The 22,436-nt window shown below is 72.6% G+C and carries 21 protein-coding genes and 1 pseudogene; 10 read left to right on the top strand and 12 right to left on the bottom strand.

The annotated features are described in order from the left end of the window. Nucleotides 1-31: 31 nt before the first annotated feature. Entirely contained in the window at nt 32-1,141 is a 1,110-nt protein-coding gene (locus tag ACIA5C_RS41965; protein ID WP_396065573.1) for an ROK family protein, read from the bottom strand. Nucleotides 1,142-1,222: 81 nt separating this feature from the next. Here ACIA5C_RS41965 and ACIA5C_RS41960 point away from each other — a divergent pair, with 81 nt between their 5' ends. After that, nucleotides 1,223-2,464 carry a Gfo/Idh/MocA family protein gene (locus ACIA5C_RS41960; RefSeq protein ID WP_396065571.1) on the top strand — a complete coding sequence of 414 codons (1,242 nt, stop codon included), beginning with the start codon at nt 1,223-1,225 and terminating at the stop codon, nt 2,462-2,464. Here ACIA5C_RS41960 and ACIA5C_RS41955 read toward each other — a convergent pair. Further along, on the bottom strand, nt 2,440-3,345 hold the full coding sequence (locus tag ACIA5C_RS41955) for a hypothetical protein (protein ID WP_396065569.1): 906 nt from the start codon (nt 3,343-3,345) through the stop codon (nt 2,440-2,442). The genes ACIA5C_RS41960 and ACIA5C_RS41955 overlap by 25 nt on opposite strands. Before the next feature lie 143 nt (nt 3,346-3,488). Here ACIA5C_RS41955 and ACIA5C_RS41950 point away from each other — a divergent pair, with 143 nt between their 5' ends. Then, nucleotides 3,489-4,433 (top strand): SGNH/GDSL hydrolase family protein, encoded by a 945-nt coding sequence (locus ACIA5C_RS41950; protein WP_396065567.1) that lies wholly within the window; start codon nt 3,489-3,491, stop codon nt 4,431-4,433. Between the two features lie 45 nt (nt 4,434-4,478). Here ACIA5C_RS41950 and ACIA5C_RS41945 read toward each other — a convergent pair whose 3' ends face one another. Beyond that, nucleotides 4,479-5,033: a hypothetical protein gene (locus ACIA5C_RS41945; RefSeq protein ID WP_396065565.1), complete on the bottom strand. Its 555-nt coding sequence runs from the start codon at nt 5,031-5,033 to the stop codon at nt 4,479-4,481. Between ACIA5C_RS41945 and ACIA5C_RS41940 the strand changes: the two genes are divergently transcribed. Beyond that, nucleotides 5,020-6,495: a mannitol dehydrogenase family protein gene (locus ACIA5C_RS41940; protein WP_396065563.1), complete on the top strand. Its 1,476-nt coding sequence runs from the start codon at nt 5,020-5,022 to the stop codon at nt 6,493-6,495. The genes ACIA5C_RS41945 and ACIA5C_RS41940 overlap by 14 nt on opposite strands. 122 nt (nt 6,496-6,617) lie before the next feature. On the opposite strand, the gene ACIA5C_RS41935 is transcribed toward ACIA5C_RS41940, so the two are convergent. Together ACIA5C_RS41935 and ACIA5C_RS41930 are read right to left on the bottom strand one after the other, a co-directional pair. Further along, complete coding sequence (locus tag ACIA5C_RS41935) at nt 6,618-7,295, bottom strand: phosphatase PAP2 family protein (RefSeq protein WP_396065561.1); 678 nt, start codon at nt 7,293-7,295, stop codon at nt 6,618-6,620. Between the two features lie 10 nt (nt 7,296-7,305). Beyond that, the gene (locus tag ACIA5C_RS41930) at nt 7,306-8,013 is read right to left on the bottom strand and encodes a phosphatase PAP2 family protein (RefSeq protein ID WP_396065559.1); all 708 of its coding nucleotides are present in this window, start codon (nt 8,011-8,013) and stop codon (nt 7,306-7,308) included. 143 nt (nt 8,014-8,156) lie between these two features. Here ACIA5C_RS41930 and ACIA5C_RS41925 point away from each other — a divergent pair. Then, nucleotides 8,157-8,294: pseudogene (locus ACIA5C_RS41925) on the top strand (WYL domain-containing protein); the annotation flags it as partial. Nucleotides 8,295-8,356: 62 nt separating this feature from the next. Here ACIA5C_RS41925 and ACIA5C_RS41920 read toward each other — a convergent pair. The 5 genes from ACIA5C_RS41920 to ACIA5C_RS41900 all read right to left on the bottom strand — a co-directional run bounded on the left by ACIA5C_RS41920 (nt 8,357) and on the right by ACIA5C_RS41900 (nt 13,213). After that, nucleotides 8,357-9,103, bottom strand: coding sequence for a class I SAM-dependent methyltransferase (locus ACIA5C_RS41920; protein WP_396065557.1), 747 nt, complete (start codon nt 9,101-9,103; stop codon nt 8,357-8,359). Continuing rightward, nucleotides 9,100-9,876, bottom strand: a complete 777-nt coding sequence (locus tag ACIA5C_RS41915; RefSeq protein WP_396065555.1) for a hypothetical protein — start codon at nt 9,874-9,876, stop codon at nt 9,100-9,102. Before ACIA5C_RS41915 ends, ACIA5C_RS41920 begins: the two co-directional genes overlap by 4 nt. 2 nt (nt 9,877-9,878) lie before the next feature. Further along, entirely contained in the window at nt 9,879-10,574 is a 696-nt protein-coding gene (locus tag ACIA5C_RS41910) for a pentapeptide repeat-containing protein (protein WP_396065553.1), read from the bottom strand. Next, a complete protein-coding gene (locus tag ACIA5C_RS41905) occupies nt 10,571-12,343 on the bottom strand; it encodes a prolyl oligopeptidase family serine peptidase (protein WP_396065551.1) in 1,773 nt (590 codons plus the stop codon). Before ACIA5C_RS41905 ends, ACIA5C_RS41910 begins: the two co-directional genes overlap by 4 nt. Nucleotides 12,344-12,451: 108 nt before the next feature. Beyond that, a complete protein-coding gene (locus ACIA5C_RS41900; RefSeq protein ID WP_396065549.1) occupies nt 12,452-13,213 on the bottom strand; it encodes an aminoglycoside N(3)-acetyltransferase in 762 nt (253 codons plus the stop codon). Between the two features lie 64 nt (nt 13,214-13,277). Here ACIA5C_RS41900 and ACIA5C_RS41895 point away from each other — a divergent pair, with 64 nt between their 5' ends. The 6 genes from ACIA5C_RS41895 (at nt 13,278) to ACIA5C_RS41870 (ending at nt 20,022) form a co-directional block, all read left to right on the top strand. After that, a complete protein-coding gene (locus ACIA5C_RS41895) occupies nt 13,278-14,882 on the top strand; it encodes an acyl-CoA dehydrogenase family protein (RefSeq protein WP_396065547.1) in 1,605 nt (534 codons plus the stop codon). 98 nt (nt 14,883-14,980) lie between these two features. Continuing rightward, nucleotides 14,981-15,664 carry a glycerophosphodiester phosphodiesterase gene (locus tag ACIA5C_RS41890; protein ID WP_396065545.1) on the top strand — a complete coding sequence of 228 codons (684 nt, stop codon included), beginning with the start codon at nt 14,981-14,983 and terminating at the stop codon, nt 15,662-15,664. A gap of 68 nt (nt 15,665-15,732) precedes the next feature. Continuing rightward, on the top strand, nt 15,733-16,611 hold the full coding sequence (locus ACIA5C_RS41885) for an ATP-binding cassette domain-containing protein (RefSeq protein ID WP_396065543.1): 879 nt from the start codon (nt 15,733-15,735) through the stop codon (nt 16,609-16,611). Then, nucleotides 16,608-17,333 carry an ABC transporter permease gene (locus tag ACIA5C_RS41880; RefSeq protein ID WP_396065542.1) on the top strand — a complete coding sequence of 242 codons (726 nt, stop codon included), beginning with the start codon at nt 16,608-16,610 and terminating at the stop codon, nt 17,331-17,333. The genes ACIA5C_RS41885 and ACIA5C_RS41880 overlap by 4 nt, the downstream gene beginning before the upstream one ends. A gap of 44 nt (nt 17,334-17,377) precedes the next feature. Next, a complete protein-coding gene (locus ACIA5C_RS41875) occupies nt 17,378-19,324 on the top strand; it encodes a histidine kinase (protein ID WP_396065540.1) in 1,947 nt (648 codons plus the stop codon). Continuing rightward, complete coding sequence (locus ACIA5C_RS41870; RefSeq protein WP_396065538.1) at nt 19,321-20,022, top strand: response regulator; 702 nt, start codon at nt 19,321-19,323, stop codon at nt 20,020-20,022. Before ACIA5C_RS41875 ends, ACIA5C_RS41870 begins: the two co-directional genes overlap by 4 nt. Here the strand turns inward: ACIA5C_RS41870 and ACIA5C_RS41865 are convergent. Then, nucleotides 20,012-20,704, bottom strand: a complete 693-nt coding sequence (locus ACIA5C_RS41865; protein WP_396065536.1) for a hypothetical protein — start codon at nt 20,702-20,704, stop codon at nt 20,012-20,014. The two genes, ACIA5C_RS41870 and ACIA5C_RS41865, sit on opposite strands and share 11 nt — an antisense overlap. A gap of 51 nt (nt 20,705-20,755) precedes the next feature. Continuing rightward, on the bottom strand, nt 20,756-22,228 hold the full coding sequence (locus ACIA5C_RS41860; RefSeq protein WP_396065534.1) for an ATP-binding protein: 1,473 nt from the start codon (nt 22,226-22,228) through the stop codon (nt 20,756-20,758). Between the last annotated feature and the right edge of the window lie 208 nt (nt 22,229-22,436).

Genomic DNA, 22,436 nt, shown 5'->3' with positions numbered 1-22,436 from the left:
AAAACTATTTATGGTCTCCATGGAAAGTTTGTCAAGGACGGATTCCGAAGAGACGGAGTTCGACATCGTCCAGGGCGAGCCGGACCGCCCCGAGCGCCACGCTCTCGTCGCCCAGCTGGGACGCCAGCACCTCCGGCGTCCGGATGCACTGTTTGTCGAGCTCACGGCGCAGCAGGTCGAGCAGCAGGTCGGCCGATCGGGAGAAGCCGCCGCCCAGCACCACCATCTGAGGATCGAGCGTGAGCACCAGGGCGGCGGTGCCCACCGACAGATCGCGCACATAGCGGCGGACCGCGGCAAGCGACCCCCGGTCGCCGGCCCGGGCCGCCGCGAACAGGTCGCCCGCCTCCGCACCACCCCGGCGCAGATGCTCCTGGGCCCGGATCCACCCCGCGGCCGGCAGCGCGCCGATCTCGCCGGCCGCTCCCCCGAAGCCGCGGTGCAGCCGGCCCCCGATCACCAGCCCGAGCCCGGTGCGCAGGCCGGCCAACAGGTAGACGAAGTCCTCGGCGTAGCGGGCCACCCCGCGCCACCGCTCGGCCAGGGCCGCCAGCCGCCCGTCGTTGTCGGCCAGCACCGGCACGCCGAGCCGGGCGCCGAAGTGGTCGGCCAGGCCCAGCCCGGTCCACTCCGGGATGTCGACCGACAGCACGACCTTGCCGGTCGGATCGATCAGCCCGCTGCTGCCGACCCCGGCGCCCCACAGCTGACCGGTGGTCAACCCACTGGCCCGCAGGCACTCCGCGACGACATCGTCGGCGACCGCCAGGCGGCGGTCGCGGCCCGCGTCCGCGTCGACCTCGCCCTGAGCACGGCCGAGGACCGTGCCGTCGAGATCGGTGATCACCGCGCGCACCCGATGGCCGCCGATGTCGACGCCGAGCGCGTGGGCGGCGTCGCTGCGGAACCGGAACCGGCGCGCGGGCCGGCCCATCGCCCCGGCGACCGGCGGCTCCTCGACCACCCACCGCTGGGCCAGCAGGTCGTCGACGACGTCCTCGGTCGACGCCCGGGAGAGCCCGGTGCGCTTGGACAGCTCGGTGAGCGTCATCGCACCGGCGCCGCGCAGTAGTCGCAGGGCACTCTGCGTGTTCAGCTGCCGGAGCCGCGAGAGATCGCCGCCGGCGATGGCCTCGGCCATTCCGCCCCCTTGAAAATCCTGCTACTAATTATGGAGAGCATAGAAAGTGAGACCGGTGTGAACCAAGTCAGCCTAGCTGTTGTGGGAGCGGGCCTCCGCGGCCAGCGCTATGCCCGGCACGCGGTCGCCACCGGCGCCGGGCGTCCGGTGGCGGTCGCCGAGCCGGACCCCGGTCGCCGGGAGCGTTTCGCGGCCGAGTTCGGTCTCGACGAGAGCGCGGTGTTCCGCGACTGGCGCGAGCTGGCCGCGGCGGGCCGGCTCGCCGACGCGGCAATCGTCGCCACCCCCGACCGGGCGCACACCGGCCCGGCGGTCGCGCTGGCCGACCTCGGCTACCACCTGATGCTCGAGAAGCCGATGGCGCCGACCGAACAGGAGGCGGTCCGCATCACCGAGGCCGTCCAGCGGAACAAGGTGATCTTCGCGCTCTGCCACGTGCTCCGCTACACGTCGTACTCCCGGACGCTGAAACGGCTGCTGGACGACGGCCGGATCGGCACGCTGGTCAGCGTGCAGCACCTCGAACCGGTCGGATGGTGGCACCAGGCGCACTCGTTCGTCCGCGGCGAGTGGAGCAACAGCCGCACGTCCTCGTCCATGCTGCTGGCCAAGGCGTGCCACGACATCGACTGGCTCATGCACCTCGTCGACCGGCCGGTGGCCCGGGTCAGCTCGTTCGGCCGGCTCTCGCACTTCCGCCCGTCGTCACGGCCCGCTTCGGCCGCGGACCGGTGCCTGGACTGCCCGCTCGAACCCAGCTGCCCCTATTCCGCTCCCCGGCTCTACCTCGGATGCCTCGGCGACCCCGAGCGGGAGTTCTGGCCGCTCTCGGCAGTCACCAGCGACCACACCGAGGCCGGCGTACGGGCCGCGCTGCGCGACGGACCGTACGGCCGCTGCGTGTACGCGAGCGACAACGACGCGGTCGACCACCAGGTCGTCAGCATGGAATTCGCCGACGGCGCGACCTGCTCGTTCACCATGACCGCGTTCAGCCCGTTCGAGCTGCGCAAGACCCGGCTCTTCGGCACCCACGGCTACCTCGAGGGTGACGGCTCGCAGCTGCGGCTGGTCGACTTCCGTACGGGCTCGGAGGAGATCATCGACACCGGCGGCCCGGGCGACCTGGAGGCCGATCACACCGACGCCGACGAGACGCTGACCGACACGTTCCTGGCCGCGGTCGCGGCGAACGACCCGGGGCTGCTCAGCTCGGACGCCGCGACCAGTCTGGCCAGTCATCAGGTGGTGTGGGCGGCCGAACGGTCCCGGCACGCCGGAACCGTGGTCGCGCTCCCTCAGGCGTTCGCCGCTCCGAGGTAGACCTGGTACGTCACGTCCCGCCAGTACGCGAAGTACGAGTCACCCCAGGAGCCGAAGTAGCTCGCGGTCTGCACGGCCGACCCGTCGGCCTGGTAGTTCACGATGAACGAGCCGCCGCTCGCCCCGCCCGAGAGCCCGTTGCAGTTCGGGATCTGCACGCCGCCCGACGGCCCGTCGTACGGCTGCCCCTCGCACCACACCGCGTAGTCCACCGAAGCGGGCAGGCCGATCGCGTGGGCGTAGCTGCCGGTGGCCCAGTTGAAGCCGCCGCCGGAGCCGCCGACGACGTCCTGCACGTGGGCGCCGGAGTTGCCGCCGGTCGCCAGCACGATGAACGCGTTGTCGCCGCCGGGCGAGGTGTCGTCAGCCCGCCACCCCATCGAGCGCCAGTTCCACCATCCGTAGGGCGCGTTCCCCCGGTTGTAGGCGGGCGCGAACCGGAAGTTCGTGTACGTCCTGCCGCTGCCGATGTCCATCACGCAGTGCCGCGCGGTGGCGATCACGTCCCGGTTGCCGGCCGCGATCACGTTGGCCGAGCAGACGTAGTCGCCGACGCCCGGGTTGGTGAAGAACAATCGCCCGTTGGTGATCCACTCACTGGCCAGCGTGTGCGGCACGGTCGGCTCCGTCGCGTGCACGAAGTGCGGCTTACCGGCCTTCAGCGGCGCCGCCAGGCCGGCGGTCGCGGACCGCCCGGCGGGCGCCGGCATCGGCTGCGCGGCGCTGATCCGCGCCGCGGTCCAGTACGAGTCGAGGGCGGCTGCGGAGGCGTGGTTACTCGCGAAACCAACCTTCGCCGGCGCCGCCTGGGCAACGCCCGCCGAGGCGATGACAACGATGGCAGTCCCGAGAACGACGAGGGACCGGAGAGGGATGCGCATGCCTGCAGACTTTCACGTCTATCGATGTCCGACAATGCATCCGGGTCACCCGTACGCCGGAAATGCCCGGTCGGGCACGAGGCACAGCCGGATTACAGCGGACACCGGGCATATCCATAGCAAAGCTGGGGAACTTGGGCCGCATGCCTGCTCATGCTGCCCAGACCGTGGGGTACACGACCGCCGGGCTCCTGATCGCCGCGACGCTGCTGCTGGTCGTCGGGCCGGACCGGGCCAGCGCGCTGGTCGGGCCGGCCGCCTCGCCATCGGCCGCCGCACCGTCGGCCGCCTCGCCGTCGGCCGCCTCGCCGTCGGCCGCCTCGCCGTCGGCCGCCTCGCCCTCGCCGGTGGCCGACTCCACGACTCCTTCGAAACCGGGTTCGTCTTCGGCCTCGGCATCGGCATCGGCGAAGAAGGCGGCCCCCTACCGGGTGGTCGGACTGGGCGACTCGGTGCCGGCGGGCAACGCCTGCGGCTGCACCACCTACGTCGATCTGGTCGGCAGGCAGGCGGCCAACCGGCAGGGGACGACCGCCGACGTGTCGAATCTCGCCCAGGGCGGCCTGACCACGCCCGGCCTCCTCGACCAGCTCAAGGACGGCTCGGTGAAGAAGAAGATCGCCGCCGCCGACCTGGTGATCATCACGATCGGCGCGAACGACTTCGACACCGGCTCGGTCGGTTCGTCGTCGTGCGCCGGCCTGTACTGCTTCCAGTCCACCCTGAAGCAGCAGAAGTCACAGCTCGACGAGGTGTTCGACCGGGTCGAGGGGCTGCTCGACCCGGACGCCACGGTCCTGGTGACCGGCTACTGGAACGTCTTCCTGGACGGTGACGTGGCCGCCACCCGCGGCGCCGGCTACGTGCGCAACAGCGTCGCCCTCACCCGGGCCGAGAACGACCAGATCGAGGCCACCGCCGAGCAGAACGGCGCCACCTACGTCGACATCTTCACCCCGTTCAAGGGCTCCTCGGGCACCCGGAACGACACGTCGCTGCTGGCCGCCGACGGCGACCACCCCAACGCGGCCGGCCACCGCAAGATCGCCGCAACCCTGGCGGCCGCACTCTCCCGGCTGATGCCGTGACCAGGCGTCGGGGGTCAGCCCATCCAACACGTGCGCGTTCTCCGGTCACGGCGACCGGCGTGCCCGCCGCGCCCGGCCCAGCTCGTCGAGGACCCGCCGCCGCCGCTTCGGGTCGTCCCGCACCGCGTCGGCCAGCCATTCGAACAGCTCGATGCCCTGCTGCCGATCCTTCGGGTCACCGACCAGAATCTGCGCATATCGGTGGGCAAGCTCCAACGTCTCCGGGTGGTCGGGCCCGCGCTGCTCGATGGTGGTGCCGAGCAGCGCCCCGACCGCGAGCTTCGGCGACAGGGTAATTTTGGCATTGCCGCTGCGGTCGACGGTCAGCGACATCTCGCCGAACTCATCGACATGCCTGGTAGTGCCGACCTTCGGCCGGCGCCGGAAGAATCCCACATCGCACCTCCCCACCGACCATCCCAGACGAACGCCAAGATCGGTGTCTGCGGGCGGCCGGTTCGCTCGCGCCTCCTCGCCGGAGGGGCCCGGGGCGGTAAAAAGTTTGTCGGAGTCGGGCACCGGTGGCCCCGCGGGTTCGGTGCGATGCTGAGAGCGATCCGCGATCCACCGCAGGGAGGATTCCGACATGCTGTCGCTCAATGCCGAGAACCTGTCGTCACTGCCCGACGGGCTGGCCACGCCGAACTACGACCGGGGCGCGCTGCGCACCGGCATCGTGCACTTCGGGGTGGGCGGTTTCCACCGGGCCCACCAGGCGATGTACCTGGACCGGCTGATGAGTGACGGCAAAGCCCTCGACTGGGCGATCTGCGGGGTCGGGGTGATGCCCGCCGACCAGCGCATGCGGGACGTGCTGACCGCGCAGGACGGGCTCTACACGCTGGTGGTCAAGGCGCCGGACGGGACGCTCGAGGCGCGGGTGATCGGGTCGATCAGGGAATATCTGTACGCGCCGGACGACCCGGATGCCGTGGTCGAGAAGATGGCCTCCCCCGACACCAGGATCGTCTCGCTGACCGTGACCGAGGGTGGGTACAACTTCAACGCGGTCACCGGCGAGTTCATGGCCGACAATCCGGACGTCCAGCACGACCTGCAGCCGGGGAACCGGCCGAAAACCACGTTCGGGTTGATCACGGCGGCTCTGCAGCGGCGGCGGGAACGCGACGTACCGCCGTTCACGATCATGAGTTGCGACAACATTCAGGGCAACGGGGACGCCGCCCGGCGCAGCTTCGTGGCGTTCGCCCGGCTGCGCGACCCGGCGCTGGCCACCTGGATGGCCGAGGAGGTTCGGTTTCCCAACAGCATGGTCGACCGGATCACACCGGTGACGACCGACGACGACCGGGCGGCAGTCGAGGAGACCTTCGGGATCTCCGACGGCTGGCCGGTGGTGTGCGAACCCTTCACCCAGTGGGCCCTCGAGGACAGCTTCGGGCTGGGCCGCCCGCCGTACGAGGACGCCGGCGTGCAGGTGGTGCCCGACGTCGAGCCGTACGAGCTGATGAAGCTGCGCCTGCTCAACGCCTCCCACCAGGGGCTCTGCTACTTCGCCTGGCTGGCCGGCTACCGGCTGGTGCACGACGCCGCGCAGGACCCGCTGTTCGCCGACTTCCTGCTGACCTACATGCGGCGGGAGGCGACCCCGACGCTTGCGGAGGTGCCCGGCGTCGACCTGGCCCAGTACCAGCTGCAGCTGATCGAGCGGTTCTCCAACGCCCAGGTGCGCGACACGGTCGCCCGGTTGTGCGCGGAAAGCTCGGACCGGATCCCGAAGTGGCTGCTACCGGTGATCCGCCACAACCTCGACACCGGCGGCGAGATCCTCCGGGCCACCGCAGTGGTGGCGTCCTGGGCCCGCTACGCCGAGGGGGTCGACGAGCAGGGCGAGCCGATCGACGTCGTCGACCAGCTGAGGGACACCCTGGTCCCGATCGCCCGGCGGCAACGGTCCGAACCGCTGGCGTTCGTCGAGAACCGCGAACTGTTCGGGGACCTCGTCGACAACGAGCGCTTCGTCACGGCGTACCGGAAGGTCTTGGACTCCCTGCACCGCAACGGCGCGCGGGCAACGCTCGAAGAGCTGGCCAAAGCCTAGGGTCTGTCCGGCCGGTCACGAGAGGCTGCGGCGCGGTCCAGCCGGCGCCTGACGGCGACCGCGCCCGGCCTCAGCCACCACCCGGACCTCGCCTCGCTCCCCCGTGACCGGCAGGACAGACCCTAAGCGGCGATCTTCGATCGCCGCCAGGCGACGCGGCGGTCGAGGATCGCGAACGCCATGATCGTGATGCAGGCCGCCGCGTTGAGGAACGAGGAGGTGACGTCGCTCGGGTGGTGCATGCCGCGGTAGAGGCGGGAGGTCGCCACGTAGAGCGGGAACACGACGAGCAGCCAGCACAGGGCCTTCGCCCAGGTGCGGCGCACCTGCATGGCCAGCACCAGGGCGAGTCCACAGTAGAGCGCGGTCGCGGCCGACGTGTGACCGGACGGGAAGCTCGACGTCGGCGGTGAGTTGTCGAGGTGGTGTACGGCCGGGCGCCGGCGGTCGATGGCGAGCGTGGTGAACAGGAAGACGAGCGCCTGTGCGCTGACCGCGGCGCAGAGGAACAGCGGTTCCCGCCAGCTGTGCAGGGTTTTCAGCAGGATCAGCGCGACGATCGCGGTGACCGCGATGATGCACGGGGTACTGCCGATGAAGCTGCCGATCATGGTGATGAAGTTGGCCGGATCGGTGCGGTGGGCGGCGAAGCCGCGGTTGATACCGTCCTCGACGCTGAACGGCCAGTCGTGCTCCAGCACCTTCGTGATCAGCAGCCCGAGTCCGATCATCGCCAGGAGCAGGACCACGGTCGGGACAATGATGCGCTTCAACGTCTGCAGTGCGTAGGCCGCGAACATGGCGCAGGCTCTACCCGCCTACGCCGGGCTCCAATCCTTCCAAGATCGGGTGCGGGTCGCGCCGGGCGCGCCTGCTCCGCCACTTCAGGTACGCCGTGGCAGTCGCCGCGGTCACGGCGACCCCGAGCAGCCAGCCCGCCACGACGTCACTGGTCCAGTGGACGCCCAGGCCGATCCGGCTGAGACCGGTGATCAGCGGGACGATGATCGCGGCGGCCCACAGCAACGCCCGCCGCCGGTGAAAGACGGGCAGCAGCACCAGCAGGAGCACGCTGGCGCCGAGCGCACTGTTGAGCGCGTGCCCGGAGGGGAACGAGTAGCCGGACGCCCGCGCCACCGGATCGAGCAGGTCGGGCCGGTGCCGCCCGACGAGAAGCTTGAGAACCACCCCGAGCAGACCGCCGGCCGCCATCGTGACCGCGACCCACACGGCGAGCGGCCACGCGCGGCGCCGGGCCAGCCAGATCACGACCAGCAGCGCGGCGACCCGCCACGAGTTGGGGTCGAAGACCAGGCTCCAGATCTCCATGAACCGCACCCAGGCCGGGTGCCGCAGCGCCAGGTCGTGCCCGGCAGCGGTCACGTGCAGATCGAAACGGTGCAGCCATCCGACGTTCCCGACGATCAGCACCCCGATCAGCGCCGCGGGCACCAGGAGCGCCACGGCTCCGGCCGCCGCGACGGCCACCCGAACCTGGATCGTCTGGTCGCGTTTCACCCTCGGTGCTATACCCTCGATTCGACAGCCATTCACCTACATCTTGTCGGTGTTTTGGCTCCGCCGGCCGGTGCCGGCGGAGCGGGCTGCGCGCCGGGCTCGCCGAACCGGCCGCACGGGCCCTGAACACCATCCGGCAGGTCATGCCGGCCGAACCACACCACGTCGTCACCTGGGATCGGCGCTGGTACCTCGTCGCCTTCGACCTCGACCGCCACGACCGGCGCACCTTCCGGGCCGACCGCATGACCCTGCGAACTCCCGACGGCCGGCGGCACCACCGTGGTCGGCCCGCCCGAACTCACCCGCGCCTCCGCCTAACCGAGCCGGCGATGCGAACGGGTCAGCGGCGGGCCAGGAGGTGGGCGAGGGCGGCCACCGAACGGTACGGGTCGGTGTGCCCGGCCGCGGCCTCCGCGTCCAGCAGGACGGCCAGCTCGTCGGCGGGCGGGAGCGGGGCGTCGTCGGGCGCCGTGTCGGTGAAGATTCGCACGCCGTACCAGTCGGCGACGGTGAGGCCGCGGTCGCTCAGCGACGTGGTCAGCTCGGCCCGGCGGTCGGCCCGGGTGTCGAGGCCGAGCCGGTTGCGGTAGGCCGTGCCCGACAACGCCTGCAACGCCGTCGGCCACTCGCCGCGCAGGCCGGGCCGCAACGCCAGTCCGTCGGCGTTGCGGACCAGCAACGACAGCAGGCCGCCGGGGGCCACCCGCGCGGCGAGCGCATCGAGGACCGGCGCCGGGTCGGCGTAATACATGAGTACGCCGTGGCAGAGCACCACGTCGAACACTCCCTCGACCGGCATGTCGAGAAGGTCCGCCTCGACCACGCGCAGGCGGAGCGACCCCGCCTGATCGCGCAGCGTCCGAAGCAGCGACGGCGACGAGTCGACCGCGGTGACGTCGTGCCCGGCCGCCGCCAGGCGCAACGCCTGCGTGCCCTGCCCGCACCCGGCATCGAGGACCCGCCGGGGCGCAGGCCCGACGTGCTCGGCCAGCTGCCGGGTCACCAGCTCCTGCCGGACGACCTGCCGCAGGGTGCCCAGATGGCTCTGCCAGGCCGCCTCCCCGGCGGCGAAGACCCGTTCCGTCACGGGCGCAATCTTAGATAGGCCCGGTCGTCGAAGCTGACCTGCCCGTCCCGCAGCCCCTTGGTTCCCCTCAGTTCGCGCACGCACGCCGGGTCCGCTTCGAGCAGCCGGGCCAGCGTCGCCTCGCTCGCGGCCAGGGTCGGTTCGATCACCGGGTAGCCGTCGCTGGCGATCACCAGTTCGCCGTCCGGCACCTCGCGGACCACCACCAGCGAGCGCGGCACCGGGCGGCCGTCGACGGCCGCATAGCCGTACGGTCCGAGGGTGTTCCGCAGGAAGCCCTGCCGACCGATCAGCGCCCGCGCCGCGGCGCGCCCGGGGTCGCCGACGACCGGCGTTCCAGCCGCGGCCTCGGCTGCGATGACCGCCGCCCGGAACGCCGCCGCCACCTCGTCGACCAGCTTGCGCGGCGACCGGCCGGACATCCCGGCGTACCGGAACCCGACGTCGCCGACCTGCCACACCTCCCGCCGCGCGGCCGAATAGATCGTGACGGAGGCGCTCGGGCGCTCGTTCGCAGGCTCGTCCCGCCCGGCCAGCGCGCGGGTCAGGGCCTCGACAGCGGCGTAGGCGTCGACGCCGGCCGGCAGCGCGCGGACCGCCTCGACGCAGGCCGCCATCGCCCACCGGCCGCCGGTCACGCCGTCGTAACGGCGGCCGCTGACGTCGGTGGCCCCGTCGACGACCGCCGCATGGCCGGCGGTGACGACGATCGCGTCCTCGCACAGCGCCGGGTCGGCCCGCTTGCCGAGGACGAACCGCTCGACCACCTCCACCGCTACCGGCCGCCCGCGTCCACCACGATGCCGAGCGCGCCGGCCAGGACGTACGACAGCTCGAGAAGGTCGTCGGGATGCACCACGGCGCCCTCCCAGCTGGTGATGCCGCCGATCCCCGCCAACTCGCAGCGCCGGAAACGCGCACCGGCCATCGTGGCCCGGTGGAACTGCGCCCCCGACAGATCGCACCCGGTGAAGCTCGCGCCCCGCAGGTCGGCCTCGGTGAAGTCGGCGCCGGCCAGATTGCAGTCCTCGAACGTGACGACGTCGAACCGGGCGAACCGCCAGTTCGTCAGGTCGGCCTTGCAGCCGGCGAAGGCGACGTCCGAGAGCAGCGCGCCGTTGGCGGCCAGGCCGGTCGCCCGGCAGCCCGACAGCCGCACCCGTTCGAGCCGCGCGTTCTCGGCCCGCAGGTTCGACAGGTCGGAGCTCTCCAGCACGCAGTCGACGAAGCGGACGCCCGCCAGGTGCGCGCCGGCGAAACCGGTCCGCCGGAAGCCGCAGCGGTCGAAGGCGACTCCCTCGGCCGGCGCACCGGCCAGGTCGGCGTCGTCGTAGGCGGCGGCCTCGACCGTCTGCTCGGGTTCGAGCTCGCGCTGCAGGTCGCTCGCCGGCCGGAGCTCGGCGGGCATCTTCGGCGGTCGCGGTGGGCCCGGGCGGGGACGCCGGTTGGCGGCGCCTCGTCGAATCGTCACCGGGCCACCCTACGGACGCCACCCGCCCCGGGCGACAGGTGCTTGCGGAGGAAGGCCAGCTGCGCCGACAGGATCCGCTCGGTGGCCGGGGAACCGATCGCCGAGTGGCCGACGCCCGGCAGAAAGAGCACCTCGTGGTCGCGGCCCGCCGCCCGCAGCGCGGCGACCAGGCGCGTCGTGTGCCCGGGCAGCACGTTGGTGTCGGCGAGCCCGTGCATCAGCAGCAGCGGCCGGGTCAGCCGGGCCGCGTCGGCGGCCAGGTCACCCGCGTCGTAATGCTCGGGATGCTCACCCGGATCGCCCAGATAGCGCTCCCGGGACTCGGCGTGGTAGAGCCGCTGGTCGGTGACCGCGGCGCCGCAGACCGCCGCGTGGAAGACATCCGGGCGGCGGAGCACGGCGGCCAGCGCCAGCGAACCCCCGAACGACCAGCCGCGGATGCCGACCCGGGTCAGATCCAGGTCCGGACAGACCCGGGCCGCCTCGGTCAACGACCGGATCTGATCATTGATCGGCTCGGTGTAGAGATCGCCGTAGATGCGGCGCTCGTCGCGCGGGCCGCCGCCCGGGGTGCCGGCGCCGTCGGCCACCAGCACCGCGAAGCCGTGCTCCGTAAACCATTCCGACACCAGGTCACGCCAGTCGGGCACACCGGCGACCCGCTGCCGGGTGGGACCGCCGTACGGATCCAGCAGGACCGGAAGGGCGACGCCGGCCCGGTGCCCGGGCGGCAGCATCAGCGAGGCACGCTTCAGACCGATCCGGTACGCGCGGAGCTCGCCCCGCTCACTCCAGGACCGCACCGCCACCGGCCGTTCCGCCGCCCGCACCACGGTGACGTGCCCCGGGGTGCCGAAGTGGACGAAGTGGCCGTCCTGCACGGCACCCGGCACGCCGGCGAGGCAGCGCAGCCCACCCCGATCGGACCAGAGCCCGGTGGCGTCCGGCTCGGTTGAGGCGGTGAAGACCACGCCGTCGCCCGCCGACAGCACCTCCCGCAGGTGCAGGCCGGGCGGCGTGACCACCTCTCCCCCGACGGTCAGGTGGCGGGTGTCGCCGCGGTCCTCGTGCGCGACCGGCGTTCCGTCGTCGAGGCGGGCGGGCAGACCCGGGACGACGGTCACCCACGGCTCGCCGCGCTGCTCGTGCACCACGCCCTCCGGGTCGAGGCTCAGAAGCCGGAGGGTGCGCTGGTCACGGCTCAGCACCACGGCGTACGGCCCGTGCCGGTCCCAGCCCGCCCGCACCAGATATGCGCCGACCGGGAACTCCCGCCGCGAACCGTCGAGCCCGACCACGGCAAGCGTGATGCGAGGACCGGGTTCGCCGGCCACCGCATAGGGGACGCCGTGCCGCCGCGGCACCCCGGAATCGTCGACCAGGGTGACCAGCAGCCGCGTGCCGTCGGGCGACCAGACGAAGTCGCGCCCGGCCGGACCCGGATCGACATCATGGTCGAGCACGCGGAGCACGGTGCTCACGGCGTACGCAATCCGGCGCCCAGCCGCATCGGACCGCAGGCGAGTCACCGGCCCGGCGGCCCGCCGGCCGCCGGCGAACGTCCACAGCTCGCCGCGGCGCACGAAGGCCGGCCCGTGGTACGCCTCGACACCGCCGGCGAGCAGCCGCTCCGCACCGGTCGCACCGTCGACCTCGAACAGGTCGCCGTCCCGCAGGAAACGCAGGTTGCCGCCGGCCCAGCTCAGGCCGGTGGGCGTGCCGGCGGTGAACCGGCGGGTGCGGGCCAGCCGAGCCGGGAGATCCTCCATCGGCCCATCAGACCAGAACCGGCTCCTCCTCGGTCGCGTCGAGGAACAGCTTTTCCACCCCGGCGAGGTGGCCGCGGCGCGCGCGGTCCGCGACCTCCTCCCACGCGTTCATCCCCGGTTGGCCGGGATCCAGGAGGTGGCGAAGTCGGCCGCCGCGCGCTGCGACATCAGTCGGGCGGTCGCCGCGCCGACCGGGCCGAGCGTGACCGCACCCGTCTGTTCGAAGTCGTGGCCGAGCGCCTCGAAGTCGCTCGCGTCGACGTCGACCTCGGTCCACGTCGTCCAGCCGCGGCCCCGCAGCGAAGCCCCGGCCGTGTGCATCGGCGGCGACGGCTGCCGGGTCTCGCCCAGGTGCAGCGAGGTGTTGACGGCTTGACCCACGCCGAGCAGCAGCACCTGGCCGTCCATCCGGTAGATCGCCCCGAGCGGCGACTCCTCGCCCAGATTGCCGGTCAGGCTCTGCTCGTCGACGACCGCCGTCGCCCGCGGACCGATCGCGGCGAACGACACCTGCGGATGGTCGCTGCGCCGGGCCCCCGGCCAGGTGCGGACCAGCTCGGCGAGCCGGCCCATCCAGCGGCTCGCCGGGGTGCGGGCGGCGTCGAAGCCCGCCGCCTCCTGCCGGATCGGGTCCCACCAGGCCGGCGGGGCCGGCGGGTGGGCCCAGGTGGCGGGGTCGGAGTTTTCCGGCGTGTGTGTCGGAACGACGACCGTGCCGGCGGCCGCGAGCAGGGCCTCGACGACGGCCTGCGGGCCGCCGATCACCTCACCCAGGCTTTTGTACGACGAGTGCACCAGCAGCACGCCGTCCCGCCGCACCCCCAGCGCCCGCAACTGGTCGGTGAGCGTACCGACGGTCGAGTAGTCCACTCTGGCAACGTACCGGGCCGGTCCAGCGACTTTCCGGCTCGGTTACCGGGAGTAGATTCGGGGCGTGAGTGCGACGCACGAGGTGTTCAACCAGCCGCCGCCGTTGGTCGACTACGACGTGGGGGCCGACGCCGCCCTGCTCGCCGGGGTGGCCCGCGAGGGGGCGCCCTGGGCGGTCGGCGACCTGCACGGGCTGGGGAAGCTGGCGGGCACGGCCGAGCCGCAGCGCTGGGCCGACGAAGCCAACCGCTACGAGCCCCGGCTCGTCACCCACGACCGCTACGGGCACCGGATCGACGAGGTCGAGTTCCACCCGGCCTGGCACCATCTCATGGGGGTCGCGGTCGGTGCCGGGCTCGCGGGCGCGGCCTGGGCCGACGATCGCCCCGGCGCGCACGTCGCGCGGGCCGCGGGCCTCTACGTCTGGTCGCAGGTCGAGGCCGGCCACTCGTGCCCGATCACGATGACCTACGCGGTCGTGCCGGCGCTGCGCAACGCCCCCGATCTGGCCGCGACCTACGAACCGCTGCTGACCAGCCGCGAATACGATCCCGGGCTGCGCACCCCGACGGCCAAGCGCGGCCTGCTCGCCGGCATGGGCATGACCGAGAAACAGGGCGGCTCCGACGTGCGGGCCAACACCACGACCGCCACCGCGCAAGAAGACGGCACCTGGCTGCTGCGGGGCCACAAGTGGTTCACCAGCGCGCCGATGTGCGACCTGTTCCTGGTGCTCGCGCAGACGGCCAACGGCCTGTCGTGCTTCCTGGTGCCCCGCGTGCTGCCCGGCGGCGAACGCAACACCTTCCGCATTCAGCGCCTCAAGGACAAGCTGGGCAACCGCAGCAACGCCAGCAGCGAGCCCGAGTTCGACGACACGGTGGCGTGGCTGGTCGGCGACGAGGGCCGCGGCGTGCGCACCATCATCGAGATGGTCGCGATGACCCGGCTCGACTGCGTGACCGGGTCGGCGTCGGGGATGCGGGCCGCGCTCAGCCAGGCGATCCACCACACGCGGCACCGCAGCGCGTTCGGCCGGATCCTGGCCGAGCAGCCGGCGATGACCAACGTGCTCGCCGACCTGGCGATCGAGTCCGAGGCGGCGGTGACGCTGAGCATGAGGCTGGCCGGCGCGGCCGACCGGGGCGAGCGGGCGTTCCAGCGGCTGGCCGTGGCGATCGGGAAATACTGGGTGTGCAAGCGGCAGCCGGCCGTGGTCGGCGAGGCGCTGGAGTGCCTGGGCGGCAACGGTTACGTCGAGGAGTCGGGCCTGCCGCGGCTGTTCCGGGATTCGCCCCTCAACTCGATCTGGGAGGGCTCGGGCAACGTCCAGGTCCTCGACGTGCTGCGAACGATCACGAAGGATCCGGACAGCCTCACCGCGTACATCGAAGAGGTGGAACTGGCCGCCGGGAGCGACCGCCGGCTGGATGCCGCGACAGCCGGGCTGAAAGCCCGGCTGGGCCGGGCCGGCGAGAGCGAGGCGCGGCGCGAAGTCGAACGGATGGCGCTGGTGCTGCAGGGGTCGCTGCTGGTGCGGCACGCTGCCCCGGAGGTGGCGGACGCCTTCTGCGCGAGCCGCCTGGACGGCGACTGGGGGCACGCCCTCGGCACCCTGCCGTCGTCGGCCGCCACGAAGGAAATCGTCGAGCGCGCGGCTCCCGCCTAGCGCACGCGGCCGGACAGCGATCGCCGTTCGCCCGGCGATCAACCGCCGGTCGCCTGCGATCGACATGGCGGCTTTCATCGACGTCTAGCTTTCCGGCTATGGACGACCGCCCCCTGCTTGCCGTCGCGCACCGGGCCGGCAACAACCTCGCCGATCTGCGGGCCGCGCTGGCGGCCGGAGTCGACCTCGTCGAGGCCGACGTGCACCTCTACCGCGGCGCCCTCGAGGTGCGGCATCGCAAGGCCGTCGGACCGCACTACTACTGGGAGCAGTGGACCGAGGTCACCCGGCGGCGGTCGCTGGTCGTGCCGCAGCTGCACGAGGTGCTGGCGGTGGCGTCCGGCGATCCGCGCCTGATGTTCGACCTCAAGGGCCCGTCGCCGGCGGTCGCGCCGACGGTCGCGGCCGCGTTGCGGGCCCACGCGCCGGGGGTACCGTTCGCGGTCTGCACCAAGCAGTGGCAGATGCTCGATGCGTTCGCCGGCGACCCGGGGGCCGGGCGGGTGCTCTCGGCGGGCGATCCGCTTCAGCTGGCCCGCTTGCGGGGCCGCCTGCGGCGGCAGCGGGTGTACGGCGTGTCCATCCGCTTGAGCCTTCTCACGCCGGCCGTGGTCGCCGAGCTTCGCCGGGCCACCGACCGGGTTCTCGCCTGGCCGGTGGACACCGAGGAGGCGCTGGCGCGCGCCCGCCGGATCGGCGTCACGGGCGTGATCAGCAAGAATCTGCCGATGCTGAAGGCGATCGTCGACTCCCGTATCCCGGTGGCTACGACTTTGGTCTAAGCCCGGCGCGGCCGATAGCGACTTCCGGCTCTAGCCTCGCGCGGCGCCGGATCCCTAGCGTCGACACCATGATTGAGGTCCGCGAACTGGAGAAACGCTACGGGGTCACGCGTGCGGTCGACCGGCTCTCGTTCGTCGTGCGGCCGGGCCGGGTCACCGGCTTCCTCGGCCCGAACGGCGCCGGCAAGTCGACCACGCTCCGCATGATCATCGGGCTTGACCGGCCGGGCGCGGGCGTCGCGACGGTCAACGGACGCCCCTACCGGGCCCACCGCGACCCGCTGCGCCAGGCCGGGGCGCTGCTCGACGCCCGGGCGGTCCATCGTGGCCGGAGCGCACACACCCACCTGCTGGCCCTGGCCCGCACGCACGGACTGCCCGCCGGGCGCGTCGGCGAGGTGCTGGCCCAGGCCGGGCTGGCCGGCGTGGCCGGGCGCCGGGCGGGCGGTTTCTCGCTCGGCATGAGCCAGCGGCTGGGCATCGCGGCGGCGCTGCTCGGCGATCCCGCGGTGCTGATACTCGACGAGCCGGTCAACGGCCTCGACCCCGACGGCGTGCTCTGGATCCGCACGCTGCTGCGCGACCTCGCCGCCGAGGGCCGCACGGTGCTGGTCTCCAGCCACCTGATGAGCGAGATGGCAGTGACCGCCGACCACCTCCTGATCATCAACCAGGGCCGCCTCCTGGCCGACACGAGCGTGCGCGACCTGATCGACCAGGTCGAGGTCGGCCGGGTCGTGGTCCACTCACCCGACGCGGCATCCTTGCGCGACCTGCTGGCCGGCCTGGGTGCCACGGTGAGCTCGCCCGGCCCCGGCTGCCTGGAGGTCGACGGCCTGAGCGCACCGGCGATCGGCGCCGCGGCCGCCTCGTCCGGGCTCGTCCTGCACGAACTCACCCCGCGCCGGGCATCACTCGAAGAGGCCTACATGGAGCTGACCCGATGATCACCTTCCCCCGCGTCGTCCGCGCCGAGTGGACGAAACTGGCGGCCCTCCGCTCGACCTGGATCGTCCTGGCCACGGTGATCGTGCTGACCGTGGGCATCGCCGGCGCGTCCGGCCATCACGCCCGGGCCACCCGCCTGGGCGACGCCTTCCTCGGCGTGGACCTCTTCTCCCTGCTGCTGGGCGTCTTCGGCATTCTGATGATCACCGGCGAATACTCCTCGGGCCTGATCCGCGCGACCTTCGCCGCGGTCCCCCGGCGGGCGCCGGTGCTGGCCGCCAAGGCGGTCGTCCTGTTGCTCGTCGCGCTCCCGGTGATGGCCGTGGCGAGCTGCGGCGCCCTGTTCGCCGACCGCCTGTTCGCCGGCGCTCCGCTCCCCGAGTCGGGCGTCGTGCGCGCCACGATCGGCGCCGCGGCCGCGCCGATCGGCCTGGCCCTGCTCGGCCTGGGCCTGGGCGCCCTGGTGCGGCACACCGCCGCCGCCATCACCGTGTACGTGTTGTCGATGCTCGTCCTGCCCGCCCTGCTGCAGGCCGCCCTCCCGGACCGGCTCGGTGAGCACGTCGTGCGTTACGTCCCGGTCGCCGCCGCCCAAGGCATGTACGCCGCCGACAACCCCTTCCGCATGCTCTCCCCCACGCCGGCCGCCCTGGTCCTGCTGGCCTGGGTCGCGGCCGCCCTGGCCGCGGGCACGCTGACCCTCTGGCACCGTGACCCATGACGCGGCCCCCCATCGTGGAGGCGCCGGTCGGCGACAATGGGCAGATGAGCTCCGTCGACCTGGTGGCGGCCGCCCGGCGCCGTCCGCGCGTCGCCGACTCGCTGATCGCCGCGCTGGTAGCCGGTGCGTGCGCCCTGATCCTGAGCGGGCGCACCGGCGCAACTGTCACTCCGGCCTCGCCGTTCGACTGGGCGTGGGTCGTGGTGGTCGCCGCCCCGCTGATCTGGCGCCGCCGCGCCCCGGTCATCGTCTTCTGGACCGTTGTCCTGCTCTACTGGTTCTCGCTCGCTGCCGGCGCCCAGTCCCCGGCCGGTGTGCTGGTCCCACTCACGGCCCTGCACGCCGTGGCCCGCTACCGGTCACCGGTCTGGGCGGTGCCCGCCATCTGCTTCGTCATCCCGCCCGGTTTCGCCGCCCACCTCGACGGCACGAAAAGCTGGGCGGCACTCTTCACGCTGGTGGCGATCAGCGTGTCCATCCTGGCGATCGGCATGAGCCAGCGCACCCGCCAGGCCTACCTGGCCGCCCTGGAAGACCGCGCCGAACGCCTCGAACGCGACCGCGACCAGCGCGCCCGCCTGGCCGTGGCCGACGAACGCGCCCGCATAGCCCGCGAGATGCACGACGTCGTGGCCCACCACCTGACGGTCATGACCGCCCTCTCCGAAGGCGCCGCCGCGACCGTCCCCGGCGATCCGTCCCGGGCCGCCACCGTCATGACGCTGGCAGCAGCCACCGGTCGCGAGGCCTTGGCCGAGATGCGCCGCCTGGTCGGCGTGCTCCGCTCCCCCGCCGACCCGCTTCCGGCACTTCCACCGGCGCCCACCGACTTTCCCGCATCCGAGACCGCGCCCACCAGCCTTCCGGCACCCGAGACCGCACCCACCGGCCCTCCGGCACCCGAGACCGCACCCACCGGCCCTCCGGCACCCACATCCGCGTCCACCGGCCCTCCGGCACCCGAGACCGCACCCACCGGCCCTCCGGCACCCGAGACCGCACCCACCGGCCCTCCGGCACCCACATCCGCGTCCACCGACTCTCCGGCGAGCGAGACCGCGCCCGAGACCGCGCCTACCGACCCTCCGGCACCCGCACCGGCACCGGCACCCGCGCCAACGCCAACGCCAACGCCAACGCCCACCGACTCTCCCGCACCCACACCCACCGACTCTCCAGCGCCCGCACCCATGCCCGCCGGTCCGCGGCCGCTCACCGCGCCGGTCCCACATCACGCGCCGCAGCCCGGCCTCGATGATCTCGACGCCCTGGTGGATCGGGTGCGGGCCGCCGGGCTGCGGGTCACCGTCACGCACCAGGGCGCCCCGGGTGCCTGGGGGCCGGGCGCAGGGCTCGCCGTCTACCGCATTGTGCAGGAGGCACTCACCAACACGCTCAAGCACGCGGGTCCGTTGGCGCACGCCGAGGTTCGCCTGCGGTTCGCGCCCGACCGGGCCGAGCTGGACATTGTCGACGACGGAGCCGGACAGGTGGCGGGTGCCACCGCCGGCGCCGGACAGGTGGCCGGGGCCGCCGCCAGCGCCGGACAGGCCATCGGGGCCGCCGCCAGCACCAGACAGGCCACCGAGGCCACCGCCAGCGCCAGACACGCCACCGAGGCCACCGCCAGCGCCGGACAGGCCGACGGGGCTAGACAGGCCACCGGGGCCACCGCCAGCGCCAGACACGCCGCCGGGGCTAGACAGGCCACCGGGGCCGCCGCCAGCGCTAGACAGGCCACCGGGGCCACCGCCAGCGCCAGACACGCCGCCGGGGCCGCCGCCCACGCCGAACAGGCCGCTGGGGCCGCCGGCGGCGCCGGTCGGCACGGCCTGATCGGGATGGCGGAGCGCACCGCGGCCTACGCCGGCGAGTTCGCCGCCGAACCGCTCGCCGGTCGCAGCGGCTGGCGGGTGCACGCCGTCCTCCGGTTCGACGGACCTCCGTCGGCCGCACCGAGCCCGGCCGACGCGAACGGGTCGCGGCGATGACGGCCGACGGGCGGGAGGCGACGAGGCCGGTGTCGGTGCTCCTGGTGGACGACCAGCCGCTGCTGTCGCTCGGCTTCCGGCTCATCCTGGAGGCGCAACCGGACATCACCGTCGTCGGCGAGGCCGGGGACGGCGCGCACGCGGTCGCGATGACGCGGGCGCTGCGGCCCGACGTCGTGCTGATGGATGTGCGGATGCCGGTGCTCGACGGCATTGCCGCCACGGAGCGGATCGTCGGGCAGGGCACCGCCCGGGTGCTGGTGTTGACCACTTTCGACCTTGATGAATACGTCTATGCCGCGTTGCGGGCGGGTGCCAGCGGCTTCCTGCTCAAGGACGTGCCGCCGGCGGAGCTGATCACCGCGATCCATGCGGTCGCCGGGGGCCAGGCGGTCGTGGCGCCGGTGGTGACGCGGCGACTCCTCGACCGCTTCATCCCTCACCTGCCCGGCCCCGCCGACGGGCGTGGCCCGGTCGACGAGCTCGTCGAGCGCCTCACCGGCCGGGAACGCGAAACTCTCGACCTGGTCGCCCGCGGGCTCTCCAACGCCGAGATCGCCGCCGCGCTCACGCTCTCCGAGGCCACGGTCAAGGCCCACGTCGGACGCCTGCTGACCAAGCTCGGCCTGCGCGACCGGGTCCAGATCGTCGTCTTCGCCTACGAGAACGGGCTGGCCGAGAGAAAAGCTACGAACTGAGGCTCCCGACGCCTTTGGCGATCACCAGGACCGAGATGACCAGGGCCGACGTCGACTCGAGGCCCATCAGGATCTTCGCCCGGGTCGAGAGTGGCATCGTGTCGGTCGGGCTGAACGCCGAGGAGTTGCTCAGCGACACGTAGAGATAGTCGACGACGGCGGGGACCCAGTCGCTGACCTTGCTCGACCCGGCCTGCACCTCGTCGACCGTGTCGTGGTCCTCATCCTGCGGAAACCGGAAGTCGGCCTTCGCCAGCTGGGGCCGGGGCAGGTGCGTGCGGGCCACCGGGCCGCCCCGGTCGAGTTCCCAGAACGCCAGCCCGTAGACGATCACGTTGGTCAGCCACACCTGTCCGGCCGCGATGAGCAGCTCGACCGCGCGGGAGTCGTCGGTGGTGACCAGCTGGCGCAGCAGCAGCACCAGCGCGACCGCGTTGGCCACGGCGATCAGCGCGACCAGGGTCAGCGCGGCGGCGCGCTCCCAAGGGCTGTCCCGGGTCATCCGGCGCGGGTTCACGACGATGAGTGCCACGAGCAGCACGGCCTCGAGCACTGGGATGACCAGGCGCGGACCGACGATCAACTGCTCGGGCAGGAGCGCGTAGAGCGCGATCGCCGCGACCACCACGAGGGCGGACGGTAGCCGCGCCTCACCCCGCCGGGCCTTGACTGCCGGTGCCATTGGCCCAGCATGCCGCCGGGCCTCAGGACGATCAACTCGACGGGCCGGGTCTCACGTGCTGCGGCCGGACAGGTCGCGGATGCTGGCCAGCAGCTCGGCCTGCGAGATCGGCTCGACCGACCCGCCGGTGCGGGCGTCCTGCATCGCCTTGGACAGCTGCACCCGGCGCAGCACCTCTTTGATGTCGGCGCCGGTCATGCCGTGACTGGCCTGGCCCAGCGCGGCCAGGTCGAGGTCGTCGGCGAACATCTGGAAGCCGGCCGACTCGTGGGCGGCGATCAGGCCGCGGATCATCTTGCGGAAGATCTCCGCCCGGCTGGCTTCGTCGGGCTTCGGCACGCTCATCTTGACGTCGAATCGCCCCGACCGGATCAGCGAGTCGTCGACCCGGTGCGGGAAGTTCGTCGTCGCGACGATGATGACGTTCGGGTTGGCCTCGATCAGGTCGTTCATCTCCTGCTTGAAGATGCCGGCCACCGCGTTGATCGCCTGGCTGGCCGCGTCGCCGCCCGCCCCGGCGTAGCTGATGATCGAGTCGAACTCGTCGAACAGGATCAGCGTGGGCTGCCGGTAGCTGCGGGCGTCCCGGAAGATCTGCTTGATGTTGCGTTCGGAGCCGCCCAGCCACTTGTCGAGGATCTCCGGGGTGCGGATCTCGCGGAAGTCGGCGCCGATCTCGTTGGCGAGGGCCCGCGACAGCATGGTTTTGCCGGTGCCGGGCGGCCCGTACATCAGAATGCCCTGCGGGCGCCGGGCACCCCATCTCGCCATCGCCTCGGGATGGCGGAACGACACCGCGACCTGGCGCAGCTCACCGACGATGTCGGCCAGGCCGCCGACCATGTCGAGCGTGACGTCCTGGGTGGTGGCGGGCGTGCGGGGCAGGTTGTCGCGGCTCACCGCGTACCGTCGTCCTTCGAGGGCCTTGGGCCCGGCGAGCTCGACCACCGCCTGCAGCAACAGACCGACGAAGGCCTGCAGGTGGGCGGGCGTCACCTCGTCGCGGGCGACCTCGGCGGTCAGCCGCATGACGGTTCCGCTCTCGTCGTAGGTCACGCCGGCCTGAAGGCCGACGACGGCGTCGGCGAGGGTGCCGGGTTCGCGGCTCGCCGCCGGCTTTTCCGGACGGTCCAGGCCCAATTTCCGGTACGCGGCGACGGCAGCCGCCCCGACCCCGTCCACGAACCGGGTGGCGATCGGGTCGCCGGCCTCGATCCGCTTCGCCAGCAGCAGCCCGACCGGGTCGTGGCCGAGCACCAGGGACCGGATACGTTCCTTGCTCATCGGCTCGTCGGCCGTGCTGATCGCCGCGGTGAACGTGTGCACCGGCCCGTCGGGCCGGTCCTCGCTGGACACCGTCAGGTCGACCCGGTTGACCGGCGCCGGCCACGACGCGCGGCGCAGCAACTCGACCGGGTTGACCCGGGCCGCGGCCAGGACGGTGGCCGGTTCGACCAGCTCAACGGTCGCACCGGCGTACTGGAAGGTCTCGCCGCGCGGCCGCGCGGTGCTCGCGTCAGACATGACCCCAGCGTGACACGCCCGCACCGGAACCGCCCGCTCGTGCTTCGGCCCGCGCTGCTGATCAGCGCCTCTACTTCCCGGCCGGCCTCGCCGGGGCGCTCCTGCTCGCGGCCGGCCCAGTGCACGTCGTAGGTGCCGGGCGCGTCCGTGGACGACGTCACCCTGATCGGCGCCGCCGCGACGGTGACCGGCTTCGTGACCTGGGCCG

This window comes from Actinoplanes sp. NPDC051343, from assembly GCF_044455125.1.
GTDB lineage: Bacteria > Actinomycetota > Actinomycetes > Mycobacteriales > Micromonosporaceae > Actinoplanes.
This window is presented reverse-complemented; position numbering and strand designations above follow the sequence as displayed.

Coding starts and splice junctions, on each gene's coding strand:
- ACIA5C_RS41865 (WP_396065536.1), bottom strand. CDS start 20,704: ATGGCACCGGCAGTCAAGGCCCGGCGGGGTGAGGCGCGGCTACCGTCC.
- ACIA5C_RS41935 (WP_396065561.1), bottom strand. CDS start 7,295: ATGTTCGCGGCCTACGCACTGCAGACGTTGAAGCGCATCATTGTCCCG.
- ACIA5C_RS41965 (WP_396065573.1), bottom strand. CDS start 1,141: ATGGCCGAGGCCATCGCCGGCGGCGATCTCTCGCGGCTCCGGCAGCTG.
- ACIA5C_RS41885 (WP_396065543.1), top strand. CDS start 15,733: ATGATTGAGGTCCGCGAACTGGAGAAACGCTACGGGGTCACGCGTGCG.
- ACIA5C_RS41950 (WP_396065567.1), top strand. CDS start 3,489: ATGCCTGCTCATGCTGCCCAGACCGTGGGGTACACGACCGCCGGGCTC.
- ACIA5C_RS41875 (WP_396065540.1), top strand. CDS start 17,378: ATGAGCTCCGTCGACCTGGTGGCGGCCGCCCGGCGCCGTCCGCGCGTC.
- ACIA5C_RS41870 (WP_396065538.1), top strand. CDS start 19,321: ATGACGGCCGACGGGCGGGAGGCGACGAGGCCGGTGTCGGTGCTCCTG.
- ACIA5C_RS41860 (WP_396065534.1), bottom strand. CDS start 22,228: ATGTCTGACGCGAGCACCGCGCGGCCGCGCGGCGAGACCTTCCAGTAC.
- ACIA5C_RS41955 (WP_396065569.1), bottom strand. CDS start 3,345: ATGCGCATCCCTCTCCGGTCCCTCGTCGTTCTCGGGACTGCCATCGTT.
- ACIA5C_RS41890 (WP_396065545.1), top strand. CDS start 14,981: ATGGACGACCGCCCCCTGCTTGCCGTCGCGCACCGGGCCGGCAACAAC.
- ACIA5C_RS41880 (WP_396065542.1), top strand. CDS start 16,608: ATGATCACCTTCCCCCGCGTCGTCCGCGCCGAGTGGACGAAACTGGCG.
- ACIA5C_RS41940 (WP_396065563.1), top strand. CDS start 5,020: ATGCTGTCGCTCAATGCCGAGAACCTGTCGTCACTGCCCGACGGGCTG.
- ACIA5C_RS41905 (WP_396065551.1), bottom strand. CDS start 12,343: ATGGAGGATCTCCCGGCTCGGCTGGCCCGCACCCGCCGGTTCACCGCC.